General features: G+C 66.7%; 21 protein-coding genes. 12 read left to right on the top strand and 9 right to left on the bottom strand.

Annotated features, from left to right (window positions below):
• Positions 1-21: 21 nt before the first annotated feature.
• Together LQ222_RS05050 and LQ222_RS05045 are read right to left on the bottom strand one after the other, a co-directional pair.
• On the bottom strand, positions 22-723 hold the full coding sequence (locus tag LQ222_RS05050; RefSeq protein WP_230164907.1) for an HNH endonuclease: 702 nt from the start codon (positions 721-723) through the stop codon (positions 22-24).
• The gene (locus LQ222_RS05045; protein ID WP_230164906.1) at positions 710-2,230 is read right to left on the bottom strand and encodes an ATP-binding protein; all 1,521 of its coding nucleotides are present in this window, start codon (positions 2,228-2,230) and stop codon (positions 710-712) included. Before LQ222_RS05045 ends, LQ222_RS05050 begins: the two co-directional genes overlap by 14 nt.
• A gap of 124 nt (positions 2,231-2,354) precedes the next feature.
• Here LQ222_RS05045 and LQ222_RS05040 point away from each other — a divergent pair, with 124 nt between their 5' ends.
• The 9 genes from LQ222_RS05040 to LQ222_RS05000 all read left to right on the top strand — a co-directional run bounded on the left by LQ222_RS05040 (position 2,355) and on the right by LQ222_RS05000 (position 11,680).
• The gene (locus tag LQ222_RS05040) at positions 2,355-2,732 is read left to right on the top strand and encodes a hypothetical protein (RefSeq protein ID WP_186773480.1); all 378 of its coding nucleotides are present in this window, start codon (positions 2,355-2,357) and stop codon (positions 2,730-2,732) included.
• Positions 2,733-2,896: 164 nt separating this feature from the next.
• Positions 2,897-3,049, top strand: a complete 153-nt coding sequence (locus LQ222_RS05035; protein WP_230164905.1) for a hypothetical protein — start codon at positions 2,897-2,899, stop codon at positions 3,047-3,049.
• A 29-nt stretch (positions 3,050-3,078) separates the two neighbouring features.
• On the top strand, positions 3,079-5,235 hold the full coding sequence (locus LQ222_RS05030) for a tape measure protein (protein ID WP_230164904.1): 2,157 nt from the start codon (positions 3,079-3,081) through the stop codon (positions 5,233-5,235).
• Positions 5,236-5,239: 4 nt separating this feature from the next.
• Positions 5,240-5,926, top strand: coding sequence for a hypothetical protein (locus tag LQ222_RS05025; protein WP_230164903.1), 687 nt, complete (start codon positions 5,240-5,242; stop codon positions 5,924-5,926).
• Positions 5,927-5,928: 2 nt separating this feature from the next.
• Positions 5,929-6,495: a hypothetical protein gene (locus LQ222_RS05020; protein WP_230164902.1), complete on the top strand. Its 567-nt coding sequence runs from the start codon at positions 5,929-5,931 to the stop codon at positions 6,493-6,495.
• Positions 6,492-6,848 carry a DUF6950 family protein gene (locus LQ222_RS05015; RefSeq protein WP_230164901.1) on the top strand — a complete coding sequence of 119 codons (357 nt, stop codon included), beginning with the start codon at positions 6,492-6,494 and terminating at the stop codon, positions 6,846-6,848. The genes LQ222_RS05020 and LQ222_RS05015 overlap by 4 nt, the downstream gene beginning before the upstream one ends.
• 14 nt (positions 6,849-6,862) lie before the next feature.
• Positions 6,863-8,884: a phage tail protein gene (locus LQ222_RS05010; RefSeq protein WP_230164900.1), complete on the top strand. Its 2,022-nt coding sequence runs from the start codon at positions 6,863-6,865 to the stop codon at positions 8,882-8,884.
• A 12-nt stretch (positions 8,885-8,896) separates the two neighbouring features.
• Positions 8,897-10,726, top strand: a complete 1,830-nt coding sequence (locus LQ222_RS05005) for a glycoside hydrolase family 55 protein (RefSeq protein WP_230164899.1) — start codon at positions 8,897-8,899, stop codon at positions 10,724-10,726.
• A 219-nt stretch (positions 10,727-10,945) separates the two neighbouring features.
• A complete protein-coding gene (locus tag LQ222_RS05000; protein ID WP_230164898.1) occupies positions 10,946-11,680 on the top strand; it encodes a hypothetical protein in 735 nt (244 codons plus the stop codon).
• A gap of 261 nt (positions 11,681-11,941) precedes the next feature.
• Here the strand turns inward: LQ222_RS05000 and LQ222_RS04995 are convergent, their stop codons facing one another.
• From LQ222_RS04995 to LQ222_RS04985, 3 genes are all read right to left on the bottom strand, one after another.
• Positions 11,942-16,336: a hypothetical protein gene (locus LQ222_RS04995; RefSeq protein ID WP_230164897.1), complete on the bottom strand. Its 4,395-nt coding sequence runs from the start codon at positions 16,334-16,336 to the stop codon at positions 11,942-11,944.
• A gap of 104 nt (positions 16,337-16,440) precedes the next feature.
• Positions 16,441-16,863 carry a type II toxin-antitoxin system VapC family toxin gene (locus tag LQ222_RS04990; RefSeq protein ID WP_230164895.1) on the bottom strand — a complete coding sequence of 141 codons (423 nt, stop codon included), beginning with the start codon at positions 16,861-16,863 and terminating at the stop codon, positions 16,441-16,443.
• Positions 16,860-17,156, bottom strand: a complete 297-nt coding sequence (locus tag LQ222_RS04985) for a hypothetical protein (RefSeq protein WP_230164893.1) — start codon at positions 17,154-17,156, stop codon at positions 16,860-16,862. The genes LQ222_RS04990 and LQ222_RS04985 overlap by 4 nt, the downstream gene beginning before the upstream one ends.
• A gap of 444 nt (positions 17,157-17,600) precedes the next feature.
• Between LQ222_RS04985 and LQ222_RS04980 the strand changes: the two genes are divergently transcribed.
• The 3 genes from LQ222_RS04980 (at position 17,601) to LQ222_RS04970 (ending at position 21,928) form a co-directional block, all read left to right on the top strand.
• Positions 17,601-20,090: an N-6 DNA methylase gene (locus LQ222_RS04980; RefSeq protein ID WP_230164892.1), complete on the top strand. Its 2,490-nt coding sequence runs from the start codon at positions 17,601-17,603 to the stop codon at positions 20,088-20,090.
• 74 nt (positions 20,091-20,164) lie between these two features.
• Positions 20,165-21,451 (top strand): hypothetical protein, encoded by a 1,287-nt coding sequence (locus tag LQ222_RS04975; RefSeq protein ID WP_230164891.1) that lies wholly within the window; start codon positions 20,165-20,167, stop codon positions 21,449-21,451.
• 42 nt (positions 21,452-21,493) lie between these two features.
• Positions 21,494-21,928 carry a hypothetical protein gene (locus tag LQ222_RS04970; protein ID WP_230164890.1) on the top strand — a complete coding sequence of 145 codons (435 nt, stop codon included), beginning with the start codon at positions 21,494-21,496 and terminating at the stop codon, positions 21,926-21,928.
• 25 nt (positions 21,929-21,953) lie between these two features.
• Here the strand turns inward: LQ222_RS04970 and LQ222_RS04965 are convergent, their stop codons facing one another.
• The 4 genes from LQ222_RS04965 to LQ222_RS04950 all read right to left on the bottom strand — a co-directional run bounded on the left by LQ222_RS04965 (position 21,954) and on the right by LQ222_RS04950 (position 25,225).
• Positions 21,954-22,694, bottom strand: coding sequence for a hypothetical protein (locus LQ222_RS04965; protein WP_230164889.1), 741 nt, complete (start codon positions 22,692-22,694; stop codon positions 21,954-21,956).
• A gap of 204 nt (positions 22,695-22,898) precedes the next feature.
• Complete coding sequence (locus LQ222_RS04960) at positions 22,899-23,582, bottom strand: hypothetical protein (RefSeq protein WP_230164888.1); 684 nt, start codon at positions 23,580-23,582, stop codon at positions 22,899-22,901.
• A 273-nt stretch (positions 23,583-23,855) separates the two neighbouring features.
• Positions 23,856-24,365, bottom strand: a complete 510-nt coding sequence (locus LQ222_RS04955; protein WP_230164887.1) for a hypothetical protein — start codon at positions 24,363-24,365, stop codon at positions 23,856-23,858.
• A 110-nt stretch (positions 24,366-24,475) separates the two neighbouring features.
• Complete coding sequence (locus LQ222_RS04950; protein WP_230164886.1) at positions 24,476-25,225, bottom strand: hypothetical protein; 750 nt, start codon at positions 25,223-25,225, stop codon at positions 24,476-24,478.
• Positions 25,226-25,274 lie beyond the last annotated feature (49 nt).

Raw genomic sequence — 25,274 nt, 5'->3', positions numbered from 1 at the left:
AGCCAATCTGTGACGGGTGCATCAAGCGCCTGAAGTCGCGCCTGCATTCTCGTCAAAAGATTCTGCTACCTCGACTGTCGCGGCGACCTTAGTCGCGCGCGCTTCGAGGTCGGCACTCAGCGCCGCAAGGATCATCCGCGCATCGTCCGGGCCGGGGCGGGCCAAAAGGTCGCCGACCAACTGATCGTAGCGCTTATCTGCGGGGCTCGACTTCATGCCTGCCTCCGATGCCGCGAATCTAAGCAGATCGCACATGTAGATTGTCAACTTTCCCTTTTCCGACCCATTCGGCCGCGGAACCAGCCCAATCCAACGAATGTGTTCGTGGTATTTATCAAAGTGTGGATGAACAATAGTATAATCTGAAGAATTTACAGGGAAACTCACTCGGGATTTGTTCTTTAAAACGGGATCATCACCCTTCGCCTGATTGCAGTCTTTGCAGGCTGCGGCAAGATTTTGTGGTTTAAATAGCCATTGTGGATGCGTCTTCTTTGGAATGACGTGTTCGCAATCCCATACACCGTGGTGGTCTGTTGCGAGATCACGGTCGCAGTAGCAGCAGCGCCTGTTTTGCTCTGCGATGTAGTGCGTTTTAATCGCACTCTTGACCGGTTTAATCTCTTCTGCGGACCAGTAGGCCCCTGACTGGTCCGCGGGGGCGCTGCCGTCGAAGGCATTCACGATGGCCGCGTTCGCGCCCGAGTATTCAACCGGCTTCAAGGGGGGCCTCGTTTGAAGCAGCGCTGGCCGTATCCGACAAGCTTCGTAGGACGACGCGGATACCATCGCTTGGTGGTAGCCGGGCCGTCACCTTTTCGAGGTGCTCGACTTGACCCCTGAACCTATCGCTACCGGCTTCGCCGTCCGCGGCCGCACGCAAGGCGGAGACGAGAAGATCGCGTAGGTGAAGGTTGTTCCGCTCAGGCAAGCCGAACGCCTCAGCGAGGAGTACGTCGGACGACTGGCCTGCGAGTTCGGGAGCCGAAGGTACGTCCGGGTCGTCAAGAGATACGAGGGTTGCGTTCGCCGGAAGCTCCGCGACGACCAGCGGAGAATGCGTAGCAATAACGAAATGACATCCTCGATAGGACGAGAACGTCTCAAGCAGTAAGCTAATGTATCGGACCTGCCACTCTGGATGGAGACTCAACTCCGGCTCGTCGATTAGTACAAGACTGTCGTCCCGCATGACCGCCGCAAGCGCAAGAATAGCGGTCGCCATACTGAGCTGCCCTGAACTGGCCCGTTTGAGGTCCGTAACCGGTCCATCCGTATGCTCGACCTCCACTGCGCTCAACTGAACGAAGCCGACCATGCGGAGCGGCAGGAGCGCATCGAAGTCGTCACTCCGCCCGCTGCCTCCCTCGAAAGATGCATCCAGCCGGATGCGATCTCCCTGCGCGATGCGGCCGGCACGGCGGAGCGCTGCAGCGAGCTTGTACTCGTCCAGTTCGCCACGCTCGATCGCTTCATGGACCCGCCGCAGTCGGGTCTTGTCGCGAATAACCTCAGCGTTTGCGATCGGCTCTTCGGCGTTTGCCGCCCGCATCACCTCGCGCGCGATGCGCATCCGATAGACGATGGTTAGCCTCGACTTGAGTCCCAGGAAGTCGAAGGCTCGGCTGATTCGAGCTCGCTTGAGCGCCTCGTTGTCAGAGGATTCGAACAGGCCCGCCAACGACCTGAACAATAAGTTCTCCATCGACGCACGTCCCGTGCGGTCGCGCAGGCCGAGGTAGCGATAGACGGTCTTCGTCGCGTCAGTGGTGGTCCTTGTCACCGGAAATTTGTCGAATGGAGTAATTGTGAGTGCCACCAGGCGCGATGGTAACGTTGGTCGCGTTCCGACTACCTCGCGACCGTTTACCTCCACGCGATGTCGGCCGTCGCTGGAGGTGACGAGAAACTCGTCGCTCCCAAAGCGCCATCGCAGTCGCTCGAGTGGCAGGCCGCCCCGCACGCGCAACCGTCCTTCCTGAAGCGCCTCCAGCTTGACGAATGTCTCCACTATGGACGCGAGCATGTGGGATTTGCCGGTACCGTTGCGGCCGATCACCGCTGTCACCCGGTTAGCGCTCCGCACAGTGGTTGGTGGCGTGTCGATGCGGACCGGCCGATTCATCCAGCCCTGTTCGGACTTGCCGTCCAGAGGCACGGCAACGCGCGAGGCGACCGCCTCCAAAAATTCGAACCCTCCCACCCGATTCCCCTTCGTAATGCTGACCATCTAAATGCATCACCGGCTCAATTAAAGCACGAATGCCGATGGCGAGGCTCAGCCCCGGTCATCTCGGCTCAGGCCGCGGTGCTGCCCCGGGTTGCCCACCAAAGTCCTACATATGGAGACCTCCATGCTTACCCTCGACCTTCCGGTCGAGCCGTACTGGCTCGACCTTCCCCGCGGCGTCCGCGTGGAAATCCGCCCCGTCACCACCGCCGTCATGGCCGCGGCCCAGGCCGGCTCCGCCCGACGCCTCGGCGCACTGCGGGCTGCATCTGAAGACCTCGACCCCGACATGGCACGCGGCCTGGCCTTCGCCTTCCTGGTCAAGGCGCTGGCCCGCCACGCCGTTACGGCCTGGGAGGGCGTGGGCGACGCTGCCGGCAAGCCGCTACCGCTGTCGCCGGAGGCCGTCGAACGACTGATGGACATGGACGAGATGGCCGCCGCCTTCTGGGACCGCGCCACCGGCCCGGTCGCTGCCGTGGCCCTGGAGGGAAACGGCTGAGGGCTCGGGCCGAATGGCACTTCGGCCAGGGCCCTGACTACTGCCGCGGCTGCGCGGCGCTCGATCGCGACTGCGGCCTCGCCTGCCCCTACGCCGCCCACGCACCCTCCAGCGTTGAGGGCGCCGCCGTCTGGGCCGCGGGCACCACCTGCGCCACGGCGACGATGGCCGGCCTTGATCTCGACATGCCGGCCGCGCTCGCCACTGCCCGCGAGATGGGCGCCTCCGGCTGGGCCGCAGCCGAACTGCTGCTGGCGATGCGGATGGGCCTCGCCGCCGGCAGTGCCGCGCGGCGCACTGATCCCCCCGGCCCCTGACCACCCGACCAACGCAGGAGGCATGACGCATGGCGGATAGCACGCGCCGCGTCTCGGTCCGGCTGTCGCTGGACGATGCCGCCCGCGTCAAGCAGGAACTGCGCGAGGTCGGCGAGACCGGCCAGCGGTCCCTGGAGCGGATCCAGGGCGGCGCCGACCGTGCCTCCCGCGCGCTGGACCTGCTCGATGTCGCCGTCCGCGGCGTGCAGATCGCCGGCCTCGCTGCCGGGCTGCGCGCGGTGGTGGTGGCCGGCGACGCGCTCACCCAGTCCATGGGCCGGCTGAACACCGCGCTCGGGTCCGTCGAGCGCGCCGGCGAGATCTACGACCGCCTCTATCGCGACAGCCTGCAGACCGGCGTCGCCGTCCGCGAGAGCGTGGACGCCTTCGCCCGCTTCTCGATCGCCGCCCGCGAGATCGGCGCCACCTCCGACCAGGTCGCCGCGCTGGTCGGCGGCCTCCAGCGCATTGCCATCGCCTCCGGTGCCTCGCAGCAAGAGATCGCCTCCAGCACACAGCAGCTCGCCCAGGCGCTGGCGTCCGGCACGCTGCAGGGCGACGAGTTGCGCTCGATCCTGGAGGGCTTGCCCACCCTGGCGCAGGCGCTGGCGCGCGAGCTCGGCGTCTCCATCGGCGAACTGCGCAAGCTCGGCTCCGAGGGCAAGCTCACCGCCGACACGGTCTTCCCGGCGCTGCTGCGCGCCGTCGAGCGGCTGAACGGCGAGTTTGAGCGTGCCCCGCTCACGGTCGGCCGCGCCTTCGGTCAGCTGACCTCCTCCGCCGATCAGTTTTTGGCGCGGCTCGATCAGGCGATCGGCCTGTCCAACACCCTGGCGCGTGCCCTCTCCGGCGCCGCCCGCGTTCTGGACGGCGTGCGGCGCGGCTCCGGCCTGCTGCTGCCCAGCGAGCAGGAGGCCGACCGCCGCGCCCAGGCCGAGGCGCTGCGCGCCCAGATCGCCCGCCTCGAGGCCGAGAGCGACGGCCGCGACAGCCTGCGCTCGCAGCCGCGCCGCGGCAGCATCCAGGGCGGGTTGGTCGGCACCGCGCAGCAGCAGGCCGGCGTGGATCGCGCCGCCCGGCTGGAGGAATTGCGGCGGCAGTACCAGGAACTCCAGGAGGAGATCACCCGCGGCGAGCAGGCTGCGGGCGAGCGCCAGCGCACCGAGCAGGAGGCTGCGGCTGGCCAGGCCGCCGAGGCGCGCCGCCGCCGCACCGCCGCGGACGCCGAGGAACTGCGCAAGGCACTCGACGACCGCTTCCGGATCAACAGCGAATACGACGACCGCGTCCGCCGCCTGCGTGAGGCCGAGGCCGCGGGCGGCATCACTGCCGCCGACCGCACCCGCCTCGAAACACTGGCGCTGCGCGAGCGAGACGAGGCGCTGCGCCGCATCGAGGGCACCACCCGCCGCGTGGCCGCCATCCCGCGCCCGGACCGCGAGGCCGAGCGCGAGATCAACGACATCATCCGCGAGCGTGAGCGGCTGATCCAGAACAACGAGAACGCGCAGGAGCGCTACACCCGCCGCCTCGAAACCCTCGGCCGGCTGGTGGAGCGCTCCGAGCGCATCGGCCAGCCGATCCCCGACGAGACCATTTCGCGCGAGGCCAATGCCGCGCTGGAGGAGCTGGAGCGCAGCCAGCAGCGCGTCCAGCAGGCGACGGAGCGCACCAGCAACACGGCGCGCGAGCTGGGCCTGACCTTCTCCTCCGCCTTCGAGGACGCGATCATCAAGGGCGAGAGTTTCTCCAAGGTGCTGCAGGGCATTCTGCAGGACATCGCCCGCATCGTGGTCCGGCGCACCATCACCGAGCCGCTCGGCACGGCGGTGACCTCCAGCCTCAGTGGCTTTGACTTCGGCTCGATCTTCTCGGGGATCGGCTCGGCGCTGGGCGGGCTGTTCCGCGCCGAGGGCGGGCCGGTTGCGGGCGGCCAGCCCTACATCGTGGGCGAGCGCGGCCCCGAATGGTTCGTGCCGCGCTCCGCAGGCACGGTGCTGCCCAACGGCATGGCGCCGGGCGGGCCGGTGATCAACCAGAGCATCACCATCGATGCGCGCGGCGCCGACGCCGGTGTCGAGGCGCGGCTGCGGGTGCTGTCGGCGCAGATCGTGCGGCAGGCCAGTGCGGCGACGCTCGACGCCATCCGCCGCGGCGGCAGCGCCACCTCCATCGTGCGGGGATAGGGCCATGACGGAATACGCCTGGCCGGCGGTGTTGCGCCCGAGCCGCCTCAGCTTCTACCTGCAGCACAACACCCTGCGCTTTGTCTCCCCCGTCACCCGCGCCACGCAGGTGCTGCGGCGCGAGGGCGCGCGTTGGGTGGCGGAGGCCAGCTTCGAACCGCTGGGCCGGGTGCAGGCCGGGGTGATGGACGGGCTGCTGGCCGCACTGGCGGGCTCCGCCAACACCGTCCGCATCTGGGACTGGCGGCGGGAGTACCGCACCGGCGATCCGCGCAGCCAGGGCGACGTGCCGACCGGGCCGTATTCATTCTCGGACGCGACGATCTTCACGGACGGGACGGGGCTGGTGGTGGGATCCGGCAATCCCTCGCTGGCGGCCGGGGCGCCGCGTGGCGCGCTGTCCGTCGTGACCCAGGGTTGGTGGCCGAGCACGGTGGCCGTCGGCGCCGGCGACTACATCGGGCTGGGCGGCCGGCTCTACATCGCCACCGCCGCGGTCGCCGCCTCGGGCGCCGGCACCGCCACCATCGCCATCGCCCCGCCGCTGCGCGCCGCGGTGGTGGTGGGCGAGCCGCTGATCCTCTCCCTGCCCAGCGTGCCGATGCGGCTGGTCTCGGATGACGAGGCAGCCAATCCGACGCGGCCTGGTCCCTTCGCCGCCGTCACCATCCGCTTGGAGGAGGCGCTGTAGCCATGTCCGGTACCCCACGCCTCAGCAACCAGGCTGCTGCCGCCGCGACCGCGCCGATCGCCACGCCGGTGGTGCTGGTCGAGCTCGACTTCGCCACCGGTCCCTTTCGCGTCTGGACCGGGCTCGGCCCGCTGGATTGGGCCGGGAAGGTGTTCGAGGGCGCCGGCAGCATCGGCGCCATCTCGGATGTGGAGGAGACGGTGGAGTTGCGCGCCGTCCGTCTCACCCTCGCGCTGTCGCCGGTGCCGCAGGAGGTGGTGGATATCGCGCTGGCCGAGCGCAGCTACCGGCTCCGGCCCGTCACGCTGTGGGGCGCGCTGCTCGATGCGCAGGGCGCCTTCGTGGCGGACCCGTTCCCGCTCTGGGCGGGGCTGATGGACACGATGGAGGTGACGGACGGCGCCGAGCCCTCCGTGGCGCTGGCCTGCGAGAGCCGGCTGGTGGACCTCGAGCGCGCGGAGGTGCGGCGCTACACCGATGCCGACCAGCAGGCCGAGTATCCCGGCGACCGCTTCTTCGAGTTCGTGCCTGCGCTCCAGGAGGCGGAGATCCGGCTGCCGAACCAGTGAACCGGCTGCCTGACTGGCCGGAGCGGCTGGCGGCGCTCATCACCGCGGCTGAGCATCGGCCCTTCGACGCGGCGCGCTGGAACTGCGGGCGCTTTGCCACGGCGGCGGTGGTGGCCTGCACGGGGCAGCGACCCGCCTGGCAGCACCGCTCCACGCTCGCCGCGATGGCCGACACTGCCGGCTACCCGCGCGTGCCGGTGGCCTTCGCGCGGGCCGGCGACGTGGTACTGGCCACTGATCCCGACCGCCTCGGCGTCGTGCTCGACGCCGGCCGCGCCGCCTTCGTCGGACCCGCGGGCCTGCTGCGCGTGCCGATCACGACCTGCGCCGTGGCGTGGCGCATCGGCTGGTGAGGGACTGACAGACCATGCCCGTCGCCATCCCCTTCATTGCCGCCGCCGCGGGTGCCGCCGCCTCCGCCGTCATCGGCGGCGGCGTCCTGGGCGCCGTGGCGGCCGCCGGCGCCGCCCTGGTGGTGTCCGCCGTGGGTGCCGCGGTCTTCCGCCCCAAGTCGCCCTCCGCCGCCCGCAGCGCCAACGTCACCCCAGGGACGGACACCGGGCCCGGCTCGGGCTTCGATCCCCGCACGCCCGGCGCCGGCCGCACCCAGTCCTTCCGCCAGCCCATCACCGAGCACCAGATCGTCTTTGGCCGATGCCGCACCTCGGGCCCGGTCGTGTTCCTGCATTCCGCCACCGACGACGAGGGCCGTGCCGATGGCTTCCTGCACGTTGTCGTGGTGCTGGCCGCGCATCGCGTCCGCGCCGTCGGCGAGGTCTTTCTGAACGGCACCGCCTCCACCGATGCGAAGTTCGCCGGCCTGCTGCGCATCGATCGCGCGCTGGGCGATCCCGGCCAGGCCGCCAATGCCAATCTCGTCGCCGACACCGGTGGCCAGTGGACCGCCGCGCATCGTGGCCAGGGTCGCGCCTATCTCGCCGTGCGCCTCAAGCTGCGGCCCGAGGCCTTCCCCTCCGGCGCGCCCAGCCTCTCGGCCATCGTCGAGGGTGCGGACACCATCCTCGATCCGCGCACCGGCGCCACCGGCTGGTCCGACAACCCGGCACTCTGCCTGGCCTGGTACCTGACCTCGCCCTTTGGGTGGCGCGCCGCCTGGGCGGACATCGATCTCCCCGCGCTCATGGCGGCGGCCAACATCTGCGACGAGATCATGGGTCGGCGCGATGGCACCGCAGAGCGCCGCTACACCGTCAATGGTGCAGTCACCCTCGGCGAGGGCAAGATCGCCATCACTCGCAAGCTGGTGGCCGCGATGGCGGGCGCGCTCGTGGTCTCGGGCGGGCGCTTCTACATCCATGCCGGCGCACCGGCGTTGCCGGCGGCGACGCTCACCTCGGATGATTTGCGCGGCGACGTCACCATCGTGGGCTCGCGTCCGCGGCGGGATCTCTTCAACGGGGTGCGCGCCGTCTATGTCGAGCCGGCTGCGGCCTGGCAGCCCACCGATGCGCCGCCGCTGCTGGCCAGCAACTACGTCACCGAGGATGGCGGCGAGGCGATCTACCGGGACATGGAGTTCCCGCTCACCACCTCGGCCTCCATGGTCCAGCGCCTGATGAAAATTGAACTGGAGCGCAACCGCCGCCAGCGCGAGGTGGCGATGCAGGCCAACCTCTCGGCGCTGCGGCTGCGGCCCTGGGATGGGGTGACGGTGGCCCTCGAACGCCTGACGCCATTCCCGGCGCGGGTGACCGGCTGGGCGCTGGCGCCGGATGGTGGGGTGAACCTACAACTGGCCGAGGAGGATCCCGCCGTCTGGGCATGGAACCCGGCGACCGACGAGCGTGCGACGGGCCAGAACCCCTCCGTGGTGCTGCCGAATCCGGGCGTGATCGCGGCGCCGGCCACCATCCTGGTGGAGACGCCGCCCGGGACGACCTTCACAGCCACCGCCGTCTCCTGGCCGGCGGTGGGCTCGGCCTATCTCGCGGGCTACGAGATCGAGTTCCGTCCGGCCTCGGTCGCCGTCTGGCAGGGGTATGCGGGCGGCTTTGGCGCCACCGCGGTCGCCATCCCAACGGCGGAGCCCACCGCTTTCCGTGTCCGGGCGCAGGCGCGCAGCGGGGCGGTGTCGGGCTGGCGCGAGGCACTGGTGCCGGCCGCCGCCTCGGGCCTGGCCGCGACCGGCATTGCCGGCGGCGTGCGGCTGTCGGGCGGTTTCCCCGCGGACGGGGTGCGGCTGCAGGTGTTCGAAGCCAGCAGCGCCAGCCTGGCCGCCGCGACCAAGCTCGCCAGCGAGCCGACCGCACTGCCGTGGGATCGCACCGGCCTCACCACCGGCCAGACCCGCTGGTACTGGCTGCGCAGCGTCTCGGCCGAGGGCAACGTCTCGGCCTTCGCCGGCCCGGTCACCGCCACCGCCCTCTGATCGGAGAATGCCATGCCGGCCCGCATCGATGACCTGCTGGTCCTCAACGCCAACCTCAACAAGAGCGACTTCGCCAAGTACCTCCGCGACCGCGAGGCGGTGCTGCCGAACGATTTCGGCGGGCTCGGCGATGGCGTGGCCGATGATCGCACCGCCATCCAAGCGGCCTTCGATCGGGCCGGCGCGGACCAGAAATTCGCGATGATCCCGCCCGGCACCTGGAACGTCTCCGGTACCGTCACCCTGCCAGGCGGGGCCCGAGGGCTGATCATGCAGGGCACCATCCGCTACACGGGCACGGCGCCCACCTCCGTGCTCGTGCTCGGCGATGGCGGCACCATTCGGAACGCGGAGAAGCTCTACACCGGGCTGAACGTCATCCGGCAGACACTGTCCGACTGGTCCTCCGAGGCGGACATCGGCATCACCGTGCGCAACGTCGATGCGAGCCAGATCGAGCTGCGCCGGGTGGAAGGCTTCACCATCGGCATGCGCACGCTCGGCGATGGCCGCGGCGTCGAGGACAGCACCTTCACGCTCGGGCGCATCGTCAATAACCGCATCGGCCTCGACATCTGGTGCGCGACGGCCACGGCCTGGAACACCTCCATCCGCTACTATGGCGGCCACTTCGCCCAGGCGACCGGGGTGAACGCGAGCCAGGATCGCTTTGGGGTGCGGTTCGGCAACGAGGCGGGCGCCTACACCAACCACAACCGCCACGTCTTTGACGCGCCGAACTTCGAGCTGCGCCAGGCCGGCAGCAACATCGCCATCCCCTTCCTGAACCAGACCTCAGGCTCTGCCATCATCGCGCGCAATATGCGCATGGAGGCGTGCTCGCCGATGGCAGCGCGCCACACGGCCGGCGCCCAGGACTGCGAGTACGACATCGCCTGGACCAACACCTACCTGGTCGGCATCGACTACACGGCCACGGCGAACCGCTGCGGCAATGCGGTGATCAACCGGCACCGCGCGCCGGCGTCGCGGTTTCAGCGGTTTTTGGCCGGCGTGCCCAACACCCGCGCCGCGGCGTTCCGGCAGTCGGCGACGGAGGTGGGTGTGGAGGGGCTGATCACCATCGCGACCTCGACCACTACCGCGACCTTCATGGCGGATTTCTGCTTCAACGGGCTGACCGACCTGACGCCGACCGATCGCGCGGTGACGCTGGCGGCGAACCGGGGGCTGGGGTGGATGCTCGATACATCCCAGGCCAAGGAATTCGCGCTGGCGCATTGGCTGACGAGTGGCGCCTCGGGCGGGCGGCTGTTCGTGCGGGTGTTCGACGGCGCGGGGAATGTCCGCGAGGACATCGCGGGTGATGTGCTGGCCTCGATCACCACCATGCAGTGGAACGGGCCGGCCAAGGGCTGGAACGCCGGCGCGCCGATGGATGACGCGAACTTCAATCGGCGGCAAACCATCCGCGTGGGGGCGTCGGTGGCCTATGCGCAGGTGGGGGTGATCGGCTTCGATGGGCCGATCGACCTGCAGTCGCTGCGGCTGTACGGGCTGCCGGAGGCGGCACCCGCCGTGCTGAACGGCACGCCGCTGCTGCCACAGTCGGGGCAGCGGGAGTTCGCGGCGGAGGTCAGCTGGGATTTGCCGAGCCTGGCGCCGGGGGCGACGTCGCTGATCGATGTCACCGTGAACGGGGCGCGGGCGGGCGACCTGGCGGAGGCGTCGCTGGTGTCGTCGACGCGGTTCATAGAGCTCGACGCTGCGGTCTGGTCGAACAACACGGTGCGGGTGATGGCACGGAACATCTCCGCGGCGACGTTCGACTTGGCCGCGGCGACGCTGTCGGTGGGGGTGGCGAAGCGGCGGGTGCCTTGAGGACCTTGCCGTTCTCGCTAAACGCCAACGACGATTCGGCGCATCGCTACCGTGATGCTGTGCGCCTCCTGCTGCAACAGCCTGTAAAAAAAGACGGTCAAGGAGCGGGGTTTTCGGGCGACACAAGTCGCCCGAGCTTCTCATTGCGGTCTCATTGGCGGATGCTCGGCCGAAACGGGGAGCGCTCCAGTTCCGGCCAGAGTGAAGAAAGACCAAGGCATGGAGAACGATCGGCTATACGCAGTGAAGGCCAAGCTCTTCGATTATGTGAAGAGCCCATCCCTGCGGCACCTGCGCGATCCGCATAGCGTGCACACGCTGGCCAAGGAAATTCTCCAGGTCGTCGATCGAGCCGGCTCTGTTTGGACGAAGTGGGAGGGCCGAAGAGAGGATGTGGTCAAGGCTGCCGCGGCGTGCTGGATCCCTGTCGAGGACTTGCTGGCGTTCCTGAACACCTTGCCAGGCCCGGCTCTGACGCCGACCGATGTGAAGCAGCGCCTCCGCGCAATCTGGGAGGAAGCGTACTCCCATTATCCCAATGATGATCTGAAGTCCGGCTGCCTCGCCATCTACGAGGCTGAGAAAGTCGCCGGGACCGAGATGTCGGCGATCATCGGGACCTTGCAGGAGCATATCGAGCAAGAGGAGGAACGGCTCCGGCGGGAGCACGAGGAGCGCTATCGGCAGCACCGCGAAGATGAGCGCGTGCGCCTGGAGCAGAGATTTCTGAGCGGAGCGGATTGCGGGTGGACGCCCGTGGATCGTTCGCGGGCCCTCTACTGCCGCCGGAATGGGCGTGCTTTCCGGATTGAGCAGGGCAAGGACAAGCGCTGGAAACTCCACCGCATCGCCTCGTTCGAGGATCAAGGTGTGGTGGTAGGAACCTATCTCGGACGTGGCGACGCGAACAAAGTGCTGCAGAAGCTGGCCTATGAGCCGGAGCCGCGCTGGTAGAGATTTCCAGCCTGGCGCCAATGGCGACGCGCTGGCCGACGTGACTGCGATCGTGGCCCCACCGTGCGCGTGATGGCACGGAACGTCTCCGCGGCGACGCCAGCGGTCAGCATGGCAACGGCCATGTTGGCGTCCGAAGATATCCGGTGTTCTCGCAGATCGGGACCATGGACTTCGATGGGCGATCGCCAAAGCGGCGCTACATTTGTGCGGGCTGTCGCAGGCAACACCCACACTCCTCGCGGACTGACCTCTCTGTTCTCACTTCTGGAGCGACCCGTTCGTGCCACCTTTCCTGCTCTTTGGCCCCGTTGCCAGGACGCCGTTGCTCGACGGCCGAGCGCGCAGCGGAAGGTTGATGCCCACCACCTGCACATCATCGACCTCTGGAAAGTTTGGAGCGATTAGCCGCCATTGGGCCGTCAGCGCCTCAACAAGGCCATCGAAGTCGACGCGGCTCCCATCCGCCACAGTCCAAGCCTTCTCGGTCCCGTTGTGTACAAGCACGAATAAGCCGCGGCGGGATCGAGGGTCTCGGAGGTAGTCCCCACAGAGCTGGTTCTCCAACCGCTCCAGAAGCTTTGGTCCTGTCCACCGGTCAGCCAGCTTCAACTCGGCGGGCACAGGCGCGTCAAAGCCGTTGCCGTGAAAGCGCAGGTCCGGCCGTTTGCCATCTGCCAGTTCCGACTCCTGCGGAACGTCGTAGCGTCCGCGCGCGCGCGACCGCAGTTCCCGCGCGAGAAAGTTCCGCATCTCGGTCTCCTCTGTGATTCTGAGGAGGACAGGGGCAAGGCTTTCGTCGCCTCCTTCCAATTCGGCCTTTAGATCGAGGAAGCGCAGCAGGACGAGGTCGGCCAGTTCGCGGTGATCGCGCGGCGTGCGTTCGAGGGATTCAGCGAACTCACGAACCTGGGCTGCCTTCCACGGCGAAAGGTCACCATCGGCCTCGGCTCTGCGCCTTGCGCGCTGCATGAGATATGGCCGCAGGCTCTCCTCGGGATGTGCATCCGCGAGCCTCGAAAGGGCAAGAAACGTCGCCTTGCCAGGTATGCGGTCGAGCAAACCAAGGAGACCCTCCCGGGCATCTTGCGCATCGTCACGCAGCTCCGGGGAGTAGACACCGCCACCGATGCGGTCGATGTCCTCACGCCGCCGGATGTGCTCGTGCATCAGCGCGTAAAGGTCGCCAAGATGCTGGGCGCTGATGAAGTTCTGACGAGGCTTGATCCCTCCGTCCCTCCGTCCACCGACGAGGTGGGTGACGGCGTGCATCGCAAAGCGGGTGCGATCTGCCGGGTCGTTCAGTCCGCCGAGATATGCGCGAAGCTTTGGGATGCCCTGCTCCGGATCGGCACCGATCAACGAGGCGAACCACACGGCACGGCACTCCATCGAGGCGCACTCATCGATCCCGCGCGTGGCGAGGTCCGCTATGACTTGGTCCGACACCGTCGAGCCATGGACGATGATCAGGAGCTTCTGCAAAGAGTCCGCGCTGCGAGGGGCCACCGTGCTCAGTAAGGACACCACGAGGGGCCCCAAAGCGTCCCAGCACCACATACCCGACCACGCCACGTCGTCGAGGACATAGTGGAAGGGTTCGTCGGCCTTCTCGGTCCTGGCCTGGTGATCAATCTCGCCCAGAATGACGCTGAGCACAGCGTCTGGATGAGCGGTGAATAGACCTGGCAACCACGGCGGGAAGCCGTTGAGCTCGCCCACAGCATACCGCGTCGCCCGCTTTGCCTCGTCTTGAGACAGTTCTTTTGCCCAAGCCTCGCTGTCGCGAGCCTCAATAGCTAAACCGGCCAATCCGAAGATATGCGCGGCAGGGGTTGAGTTCGGGGTTCCTCCATCTGAGCGGGGGCGCGGGTCGTACCGTCGCCAGAACCCCTTGGCACCATCCCTGAATGCCTCGGCGACCGCTGTCCCAAACTCCTCGATCAGCGCTTCCCAGTTGCCGTCCGTCCACCGTCCCGATCTGTCTTCGTCCTTCCGCAAGTGATTCAAGAGGTACCACTGGTCCTGCGACACGCCGGAGGGATCGGTGAAACCTGGATCGCGGATGCGTTCTACGTTTCTTTGCAGCGCCTCCCGCCATGCCTGCCTGTTGCGGACCTCTTCCAGGCGACGTTTCTCGTCCTTCCGCTTCCACGCCGCATCCTCCTTGCGCCACTTCCGAGCCTGTTCGGTCTCCGGTGGCGGATTGAAGAACGCAGCGAGCATGCTTTCCAGCAGCGCATTGCCGTCGGTCGCCGCGGCCAACCGTTCGCGCCATAGTTCCGGGCGGTCCGCGTCGTTAAAGAGAGCAAGGGCGACTGTGAGAGCCACAGCGCGGTCGTCTTCCAGGGGGCGTGCAGCCATCTGGTCGACAAAGTAGTCAAAGTCTTTCTCGCTGATGACCGAGAACCCGGTGCTCGGCCAGACGTCTCGGAAGTGCCTGACGGTCTCTGGGGCTTCTCCACGACGCGGGCGTCGGGAGGCCGCGACCTCATGCCAGAACAGACTCCGATTGAGGGCGTCCCACTTCTTCACCAGCTCCCCCAGTTCGGATCTACTTTCATGCATATCGTGGTGGTGGTGCTTCACCAAGCCCAGCCGGCGGAGGAGGGCCAGGGTCGCTTCTTCAAGGAGTGTCGTGTCCCGTCGTTCGGCTAGCCTGGCGAGCACCTCGACGGCGGGTACCGCGAGCCATGCCCAAGTCTTCGAAACCGGGCAGTAGGACGCGTCGATATGCGGCGCCTCCCCTAGGAAGTCGCCGAAGGCAGCGGCTAGCGCCTGTAGGAGCGGGGGCGAGGCGCGCTCGATCCGTCCCTTGAGCGCGTCGACTAGGCGGTCGACGGTATGCCGTTGCGGCACGGCCGCGGCCCTTAATGTTGCGACCAGCCATTCCACGTCGTCTGCCGCGGAGAGGGTCGCGGTCACAAGTTCGGCGAGGAGGCTCCGATCGACGGGCACGCCCTCGGTCAGGATTTGGCTTCGGATCTCCCGCAGGTCAGCGGATGCACCGATGGCCTCGAGGGCGCGAACGGCGACGACCCGAGTATATCGCGACCCATCGGTTCTTGACGCAAGTGCTCTTGCCTCCGGTCGCAGGTCAGGCAGCGGGCCAATCCAGATCATGCGGCAGAGGAAGGAGAGAACTTCCTCGCTAGCGCCGTGGGCTTGCAGGAGCTCCCTGATCGCATCGACGAGGTCTGGGGCGGCAAAGCGCTGGACCGTCGCGTAATCGGCAAACGTCCGAGGTGTGCTTATTGCAGCCAAGCCCTGGCAGCATGCGCGCAGAATCGCTTCGCGGGTCGGCTTGGGGAGCTGGGTCGGATCGCCGCCCTCGAACAACACCTCTGGCGCGACCCGAAGCAGTCGCTCCCTGATCCGGTCGTCGAGCAGGGCAAGCCAGGGCAGGACTGGCCTCAGCGTCGGGGTGATGACCTCAAGGTCGTATTGCCGCCTAAAGAAAAGGGCCTCGATTTTGGCCCTTGACGTTTCGCGGCGGAGGAGACCGCCGAACCACGCCGCTGCGAGGTATTCGCGCGCCTCGCGATGGTGGAACCTTACCGAGCCGTAGATCGCCTCGTCGAAGAGCGGCCTGGAGAGTAAGGCGCCAAGTTCCCGCGTGTTCCATTCGGGGAGCACGGCATCTAGTCGTAGGCCGGAGTTACTGGCTGCCCCATCGGGCACTTGGATCGTGGCCTCGTGGGCGAGGATGCAGGCAGCGGCGATCTGCGCGGCAGCGGCATGGACGCGATCCGCGGTGAGTGGCTGCCACTCGGCACGGGTCTGGTCTCGCTCCTCTAACCTTCGCGCCACACTGCTCTTGACGAGATCGAGCCGACTGCCGATTCGGCCGTTCGTACGCCAGAAATCGATAAGTTCGGCCAGATCCTGCGGACGCCGAGTGTACGCCCAGGCGTCTTTCCGTTCGATTGCGTTTAGGAACAAGTCGAGGTTGGTGATGCCGCCAGCTTGCGCGAATTTCGCAATGCGTGCGGAGTCGAGATCGTCGATAGTTACAATCCGGAACCGCGAGCGCCCGCCATTTTCTTCTGGCGTCGTTACTATGTCTGGTGGCGAACCCGACGCTACTCCCTCGGTCCGCGCCGCTTCGGCGACACGGCCTCCGGCGGGCGGCGGGAGGAGCCGCTCACAGAACTCCAAGTCCGTCTTGGGCCGCCACGCCGAGATGCGGCTCGTGATCAGGAGGTGGAGCCTGTCCTCTGCACCACGAACCTTTGTCGCAAACTTCCGGACCGCTCGTTCGAAGTCGCTCGGGCCGCGTAAGCGGGCCTCGTCCACGGAGTCCAAGAGGACCCATCCTTCGTCCTGCGAGTTTTTCCATCGCTCAAAGCCATCGAGGTCACCAACCTCGAACGCCGCGTCCAGGTCATCGGCGACGTGCTCAAGTCGCAGGAAGAAGGCGTGGTCGCCGGCGGTGCGCCATCGCGTCGCCGCGTAGCGAATCTCTTCCGTCTTTCCTGCACCTGCCTCGGCGAGCAGCACCACCCGCCGCTCCATTTTCAGATCAGCCCACGTAATCGATGGCCCCCGCCGGAAAGCCTGCGACACGTCAACATCATCGCTTTCCCGAGCGTAATCCGAAAGCTCGTGAAACGAGCGGTCAAGATCAACAAAGCCGAACGAAGAGTCGTCACTCATGTACGGATACGATGCTCAGGTAGTGGTGCTGGCGCTGTGCGCTTGCGGGAGATTGTTCTTCACCCCACCAGTCTGGTCCGCGGTCCGACATTCGTTAGCTGTCCCTAAGCCTGCGCCGCGTCAAAAGGGTTCAAAGTTTGCACCCCGAGCCCGCTTACATCCGCCGTATTGCGGGTCACCAGAACGAGATCGTGCACCTGCGCCGTCGCGGCAAGCAGGGCATCGATAACCGGTACGGATCGCGCTGCCGACATCTTCCCCCAGGCGTCGGCCACAGCCAGATCGACGCCGATGATGCGAGCCCCGAAGGCGTCGACCACTTCGCGAAGCCAGCGTTCCAGCGCGGCCGCCTTTGCCGGATCTCGGTGTTGGACGCCCTCGATCCCGCGGCGGATTTCGCCGAGCGTCAGCACGCTGAGGAACAGCTCGCGGTCCTCGACACTTGCCCACCAAGCTGCAACGCCAGGATGGCAGCGCGCCCCCTTTCGGATCTCGGAGATGATGTTGGTGTCGACGAGCCAAGTCACAGATCGATCGCACGTCCGGTATCGCGGGACCGCGTAAGGTCGATGTCGTCCAGCGGGGCCGCGGCGAGCAGGTCCTTCAGACTGCGGGTCGGCTCCGGCCCGAAGCGGCGACGAAGCAGGGCGCGCGCCTCGCCGGCCTGGTCGGGGTCGGCAAGCGCCGCCGCCACTGCCCGGACAAGAGGCGCATCCTCGCCGCGCACCTGCACCTCAACGCGCAGCAGGCCGCGTCTGCGCAGGCGGCGCCGATGCTCGGCGACTGCGGATGGCGCCTTGGGTGTGGATTTGACAGGCATGGAGCGCCCCAACAGTGGTTTCCGGTAACATATCCGGAAAGGCCGGCATGACTCAAGGGAAACGTTGCCGCTCCCCCCTCACGTGGGCGCCGTTCTCCAAGGCTCCAGCCTAGAGACCGCCTGTACCGAGGCGCACTTCCTCCGCCAGAATATCGTCCTAAGTACCTGATTTCATTTGGTAATTTGAAGCCTAGGCTCGGATCGTCCCCACAATCCTCCCCACACTGTCGCCAGATGTGGGGAATGGGCACGCGGAGATCACGCCCCAAGCGTGGCAGATTGGCCACACGCTCAGGCCGCGCCCATGCCGCGCGGAGCAACATCGACAGACTGTCTTAGCACCCTGTCCAGGGTGTCCCTCTTGGCAGTCTCGTTGCATCATTGTGCCTGGATGCAGGCGGGCGCCCCCACTCGCGGCACTACACTCAGCACGGAGACAGCCGCATGACGAAGGCGCACGCCAAGAAGCCGAAGGCACCCACCACGCCCTTCCCGACCGAGGCGGACGCGCTGCACCGCGAAGGGGATTGGGTGTGGATACCGCTCAAGGGCGAGTGGCGATCCGCGACGGGAAAGCCTGAGGAAATCGTCAGGCAACACTTCGTCCGACAACTGATCGAAAACTACGGCTACTCCCTCGCGCAGATGGACCAAGAGCGCCGGATACAGGCTGGCCACAAAAGCCCCCGCGCTGATATCGTCATCTGGGAAAGCGCCGACAAGAAAGCCAAAAACCTCACGCCGGTCCTTGTCATCGAGTGCAAGTCTGAAAGTGTGGACATCGCGCTTCCTGACTATTTTCAGGGCGAGAGCTACACGCGCTCGGCAGGGTGCGAGTTCTTTGTCGCACACAACCGCCGCTTCACTGCCGTCTTCAAGCTCGTGCCGGGCGCGCCGGGCGATTTTGTCCAGATCAACGAAATCCCCAAAGCGGCTGATTGGGGCGATGCCAAGCGGCTTGAGCAAATCCGGAGCCAACTCCGCGCCTTCAACCGGAAAGAGTTTCAAGACCTACTGTTTGAATGCCACAGCATCTTGCGCGACGTGCACAAGATGGACCCCGGCCGCGCCTTCGACACCATCTCGAAAATCCTCTTCGTCAAAATGTATGTCGAACGCTCCGGCTCACATGGCACGTTCACGGTTGACTTCATTGACCGTCGCGCAAGCACTCGGCTTCCGACCGATGCACCCGTGCATGAAGGGCTGTTTGAGCAAACGCGCGCCTACTACCGCGCCGATGACCTCTTCGCCGAGACGGATCGGCTTGAGATTTCCGAAGAGACCTTCCGTCGCATCGTGAAAAAGCTTGAGCGGTTCGACCTTTCGAAGACGAGTGACGATATCAAGGGCCTCGCCTTCGAACGCTTCCTTGGCAACACCTTCCGTGGCGAGCTTGGACAGTTTTTCACCCCGCGGCCCGTGGTGAACTTCATGGTGGACGCGCTGGCGCCGCGCGAGGGCGAACTCATCTGCGATCCTGCCGCCGGTTCAGGGGGCTTCCTGATCCGCACCTTCGAACATGTCCGCGCCGAAATCGTCGCATCCATCCAGGCGCAGAAGGACAAGGCCCGCGCTGAAATCGAAGCTCTTGGCCTGCCGCCGGACGAAGAGGCCGAGCGGATCGAAGCCGCCTTCCTCAAGCTCAACGAAGAATTGCTTCCCTCTACCGACGAAAACCAGCCCGTTGACACGCGGCTCGGCCGCCTCGCCTGGAACTGTATCTTCGGCTGCGATGCCGAACCGCGCGCAGCGCGCACGGCGAAGATGAACATGATCATGCACGGCGACGGGCACGGCGGCATTCACTACCACGATGGCCTTGTGGACATAAACGGCATCTTCGGCGAGCGGTTCGATATCGTCATCACGAACCCGCCCTTCGGCTCGAATGTCGGCAATGATCAAAAAGTCGGCGGCAGTGAAGAGACGCGCGTGCCAGACGATGCGGCATATCGCGCGCGCTCCCTCGCGCGCTACGGCGCAGATTGGGAAGCAAGCCATGCGCGGGTGAAGACGGCCGCGACGAACAACACGAACATCCTTGACCTATTCGAGATCGGCCGGGGCAAAGCGAACCGCGCAACCGAGATCGTCTTTGTTGAACGCTGCCTAGACCTGCTGTCCCCTGGCGGGCGCATGGGCATCGTGCTGCCCGATGGCAACCTCAACAATCCGTCCCTCGCGTGGTTGCGGCGCTGGACGGAAGGCAAGGCCCGCATTCGTGCCGTGGTGAGCCTGCCCGAAGAGACGTTTCGCTCGGCGGACGCGACGGTAAAGGCGTCTCTTCTGTTCCTCGCCAAGTTCACCGCCGAAGATCAGGCGGCTTGGGAAGACGCCTGGACAGCAGCGCACGCCAAGCACGACGCCAGCTTCAACGCCGAACGCGACAAGGTGTGCGCCAAGCTAGGCCGGCGCATCATCTCAGGCGACGATGCCGACGCGGCGCGCATCCTCGCCGAACTTGCCGCGCTCGGCATTGATCGCACTATGCCTGTGTGGCAGGCGGGCGCCGCACCAGACTACCCGCGCGGTATCGGTGCAACACGCCTGACGAAGCCGCGGTGGCAGGGCGCCGCCGATCCGAAGAATGCGAAGCAGGCGACGTCGCTTAAGCGGGACTACACGGCCGCGTGCACGGCCGATGTGGTGGCGAAGTCCGATGCCTTGTTCACCGAACTCCGCGCCGCCATCCGCGCCATTGATGATGCCCACAATGCGGCCGTGTGGACCGCCGTGCGCGAAGCCTTCGATTACCCTGTCTTCGTTGCTGCGCCGCGTTCTGTCGGCATCACATCGTCGGGGGAGACGGGCGAGACGGTGCCGAACGAATTGGCAAATGTGCTCGCCGCCTATCGTGCATTCGAGGCATGGCTTGCAGCCGGTGCCACGCCGGAGGATGCGCCGGATTTTCCCCTGCCCTTCGCTGCCTGATCCGGCAGTGGAGGGACTTGGAACCATGGATCGCGCCTGAGGCGACCGCGGCGCGCGCGTCGCACCATTCCACGATGCCGCTGCGCGACATCATGTCGCCACGTCGAGAGCCGGTGCTCGGCGCGGCCGGATACGCGGATTGCTCGCCGATCACTGTGCACCTTAACGGCGGCATTTCTGTTCGGGATCGTGAAGCGTCCTACAAGGGCAGCATGTTCGCCGCCTATCCGGGTGACGTGGTGTTTTCGAAGATTGATGCCCGTAGCGGCGCCATCGGCGTTGTTCCCGAGACGATCACGAAAGCCGTTGTGACCCCGGAGTTTCCCGTCTTCGTCCCCGATCCGGACGTGCTCGACGGTCGTTTTGTGCAGCGTGTTCTGAGGACGGGCCACTTCCTCGACGCGCTGCGCGCAAAGGCGACCGGGACAAGCGGGCGGAAGCGGATCACGCCCGAAGCCTTTCTTGATCTTCGTGTGCCGTTGCCGGCGATTGCCGAACAGCAGCGCATGGTGAACGCATTCGACGGGCTGCTTGCCGACGCCTCTTTGCTCGCCGCCGATGCTGACAAAATGGAAGCTGACGCAATGGCAGCATTCGAGGCGGCTTTAGGCTACGGGCCGCCTCCCGCGCTTCCGGATCGTCGCGTCTTCGTCGCACACTTCAAAGACTTGGACCGATGGAGCCATGAAGCGATCCTACGGCGTTCGGTTGATGGCGCCGCTACGGTTGCTCACCCGCTCGTTAAGCTCGGCGACGTTGTGCGCGACTTGGCCAATGGCTGGAGCCCCAGGTGCCACGAACACCCCGCTTCGCCGGCCGAGTGGGGCGTTTTGAAGGTGAGCGCTGTTTCTTCTGGTATCTATCGAGATGCAGCCAACAAGGCATTGCCGAGTGCGCTTGCGCCTCGGCCCGCTCTTGAAACTCGTGCAGGCGACGTCCTCATCGCACGCGCCAGCGGAGACGCACGCCTCGTTGGTGCTGCGGCGTATGTTGATGTCACACGCGACAAACTCATGGTTTGCGATAAGATTTTCCGTGTCGTGTTTCGAGAGCCTTCGCCGATCTTTCCGCAGTTCGTCGTGAGTGTGCTTCGCCTTCGCTCCGTGCGCGCGCAGATCGAGGCAGAGTTCTCGACTGAGTCCGGCATGATGAAGAACGTATCGAAGCCTGCGCTCATGTCATTGACCTTTCCGCTTCCTCCGCTTTCCGTGCAGCGTGACCTTGTGTCGGCGCTTAATGCGGCACGCACGAAAGCCGCCGAGATGCGCCGCGACGCGGCGGGCCTTCGCTCAAGGGCCGCCGCCGAGTTCGAGGTTGCGGTATATGGCGAAGAGGTAGAACAGGCAGCGGCGGTCGCGTGATGCCCGCCACTTTGCTTTAGAATGACGCGGAGCGGCGGGCGCATGGTTTCGGGGCGGGCTGTAGCTTTCGGATTGGCAGCGGCCGGCGTGGTGGTGATCGGTCTCTTCGTTCTCGCAGGCAACTCGCCGCGCGCAGACTACAACACCATGCGTGCATTCGCTGTATCGCGCTTGAGCGACGAAGACTTGCGCCGCTTCGATGCACAGGCTCGCGCCGAATACGCGGCGGAGTATGCCGCTGCCCTGGAACAGCACCGTGCATCGCTGCGGCAGCAATCCGCAGATCGCGCGCGGTGTGACGATGTGGCGTTCCGCACCCGCTCCCCTGCCGCCTGCACCATGAGCTTCGGGGAGATGATGCCGTTCGATCCGATCATTTCCTCGGTCGCAATGCGCATAGAGATGCAGATCATGGGCGTTTGTGGCCTTGGCCCGTTCACCGTCCGCGAAGCGCGTCGCTTGGGCTGCCTTCCATGATCCATGGGCAGCGTAGCCTTGGCATCTAGGGCCGGGCGTCTGTCGCCACCTTCATCGCGTCGATAGCCCCCGAGACTTCGGCGAGGCCCGGCGCTGCCGCACTCCCCACGTGGGGCCTGTGCCAGCAAAGGTAGTGCATGTGCGCAAGGGCACTGGACGCGATGAAGCCTTGCCGCATGAGCACCCGCGCCACGCCGCGCAGTTCGGGCCATAGAGTGCCGCCCCGTGGCGTCAGCAGCGCGGCGACGTGCTCGGCGGCTTGGATCAATGCCGGAGCCGGATCACCGGGCGGCGCGTGGCACGTTGTCCAATCGGACCGCGACATGCTGTCCGGCTCGCGCAGATATTCGGCAATGCGGCGGAGCGCGCCGCCCTTCGCCATCTCGCACCACGCCACTTCCGCCACCAAGCCGGCGCAACCAAGCATAATGCCGTCTTCCACGGGCCGCCCATGCCGGTCAACGCGGAGACGGCTGCACATGCCGCGCCAGATGTCCCGCGCCGGGTGCGGCGCATCCTCGCCTTGCCAGATCACTGCGAAGACGTGGCGGAACCCGAGATGACTGGCGATGACGTAGTGCCCCGCCTCATGCACCGCGATCCGCCGCCGGTCACGCGCCAGCGCACGCGCCGGGCACCATGGGCGCCGGGCCGCCTGCATCTCGGGATCGTCGTGCAGAATATGCACCCCGCGCACGCTGCAATTTTGTCCAACCAGGCGTTGCGATGCCGGCGGCGCGTCGGACGTTTCGAGCGCTTTGTTCATGATGGACGTGGTGTCGTGGTGGGGCAGGGAATGGGCGTGGAAGGTGTGCAATTTGTGCGAGTGGGGTGGGCTGGTTTGGCGGGGGCGGTGTCGGCGGCCCCCCACCCCCGCCCTGCCGCGTGAAGGCCGGGGGTGGGGGTCGAGCCCGGCCGAGCACGGCGGCACGGCGCGAGCCGAACCGGCAAAGCAAGCCGAGCCGGGCGGCTACCGTGCTCGACGCTGGGCAGCACGGAACACCGCCATGACGTAGCCGGGATCGTTCGCCAGCCCCGTGCCGAGCACGTGCGCCTTGATAGCCGGGCTGCGCTCATACAGCGGGCGCATGAACGCCTGTGCAGTGGCGAGGTTCTTGGCGTAGTCCGCCCCCCATGCCTTGCGCAACGCGGCCTCGCCAGCTTCGCGCGTCGGCGGCTGGTAGCTCGGATGCGCCGCACGCTGCCCCCATGCCCAAGCCGCCGCTGCTTCGGCGCTCGATAGCTGCGCCTCCGCCATCGCGCCGGCTGCTTCGCGACGTTCTGTCCGGGCTGCATCGTCCACGCGGAACCCCATGGCGTCCGCTTCGGCTTCATCGGCCGGGACATCCATGATGCGCTGAACTTCCTCGGCGCGGATCGGCGCAGCGTAGAGACGTGCCGCCCCCTCGATTGCCGGCGGCTCTGGCGGCACTCCATCGGGCTGCGTAGGCAGGGCCGGGGGTTGCTCGCCCCATCGTGACCACGGCTCGCGCGGCGTGGCAGGCTGCGCACCGTCCGGGGCGGGGCTGGCGGCAGGCTCGGCGGCGGCGGGCTGGCGTGCCTCTCCGGCCGGTGTAGCGGACGGCGCGGGCGCGGGCGCCGGGCCATGCGTCGGATACATGCGGGAGGCCGCAGCGGCGAAGTCATCGGACATGGGGTTGCCCCTCTATCGTGTGAGACTTGCGCGGCCTTCCGCGTGGCCGTCCAGGGCGCGGCTGCCCCTTCGGCAGTTCGGCCGGGGCATTGGCTGCTATCGCGCGTTGCAGCGCGCGGGCGGTGTTCGGTCCGGGATCGGGCAGGCGCATCACGTCAAGCAGCCCGTGGCGGTGCAGATACAGGCGAATCCGCCACCCAATGAATGCGCCGCCGCGTCCCGACCGGCTCGGCTCGCGCGTGACCGGCGCGGGCGTATCGTGCATGGCGCCCATCATCGAAGCATACTCGCCATGGACAGGACGTCGCCTTGAACAGATGCCGCCGGAGCGTGCTGGCGCGCCGGAGTGGCGCACGTGTCCATGAGGCTCGGCGGGCCGGGCGGCAGGCTCGGAAGACCAGCGACACGCGCGCACCGTGCTTGTGCATCCATGATGTGCCCATGGGCTTCGCGAAGCCGATGATCGGCCCATCGGGACCAGTCGGCAGGAAGGCCGGGCGTGCGCCGGTAATCCGCGGCCCGCTGGCACATAGCGTTGTAGTCGCGCACTGCGGCGCTGATCGCAGCGTAGGCTTCCCGCGCCGCGGATGCCGCGCCGATGTCCGACAGGCGCACGTGCGGCATGGCGTCCACCTTCACGCGCATTGCGGATACCGCCTCGAATAGCTGCATGATGCCGTCAAGCAGGAAGTGCCGGGCGGCATCCTGGGTGCGCGGCTGCATCCGGTCGAACATCTGCGCCACGTTATCCTGTGGCACGCGCTGGCGATGGTAGTTGGACATGGGTTGATCCTCCGAAGATTGGATTGCACCGCGCGCAGCCCCGCCCGGTTCCGGACGGGCGGGGCCTCCGCGACAGGGCGCGCCTGACGGCATGGCGCGCCGCGCAGCACCTACCGGCCGGCGCCGAAGCGCATGGGCGCGGGGGCAGGCAACTTCGGCAGGGGCTTCCGTAGCTCGGCCTCACGCTGCTTGCGCTGGGCATCACGCTGGGCAGCCTCCCGCGCCAGCGCCGCAGGGCTGCGCGGCGGATTGGACGCAATGGCCTGTTGAAGCTCGGCGACCGCTGCCTCCGGGCTGTCCTTGGCGATCATCTCCAAAGGCGAGAGTTCAGACATGGCGTAGCGGCTCGGCATCATCGTATCCGCGTCGAGATGTCCGGCGGCGCAAAGCCTGCCGATCAGGATGGAGACGAACCTCTCCGGCAGGGGCACGGGTTGATGGACCGCGTTAGGGCTGACATTCAGTCGTGCCATGGCCGCGGTGCCGGCGCAGTTCCGTGCCAGAATGCCGACGTTCATCACCAGCCGATCAATCTCGCGATTTAGCTGGCGCGACTGCGCGGCCAGCGTAGCATCGCAGTTGGCGAGCGCGGCGTTGTGGTCCCGCAAGGCACCGTCGTATTCCGCCTGCCGGACCTCCGCCTCTACCGCCGGTGTCAGTCGCTTCACTTCGTCTTCCGCGTCGGCGATGTCCGCCTCAAGCTGCGCGATGCGCTCGCGAACCCGGCGACGTTCGACAGAACCGATACCGACCTCCGCCAGCCTCGCGCGCGCGGCGAAAAGCTGGTCCCGGAAGTGTGCCGCGGCGATATGTGCGACCTCCCGTTGACGGGTGGCCGAAGCCTGGATTGCGTCGGTCATGGGTGCCTCCATTTCAAAACGTGGGGAAAAAATGTGGGGACAGGCGGCC

Source organism: Roseomonas sp. CECT 9278, from assembly GCF_918698155.1.
Lineage (GTDB): Bacteria > Pseudomonadota > Alphaproteobacteria > Acetobacterales > Acetobacteraceae > Neoroseomonas.
The sequence above is the reverse complement of the archived record's forward strand: the minus strand, read 5'-3'. Positions and strand labels throughout refer to the sequence as shown.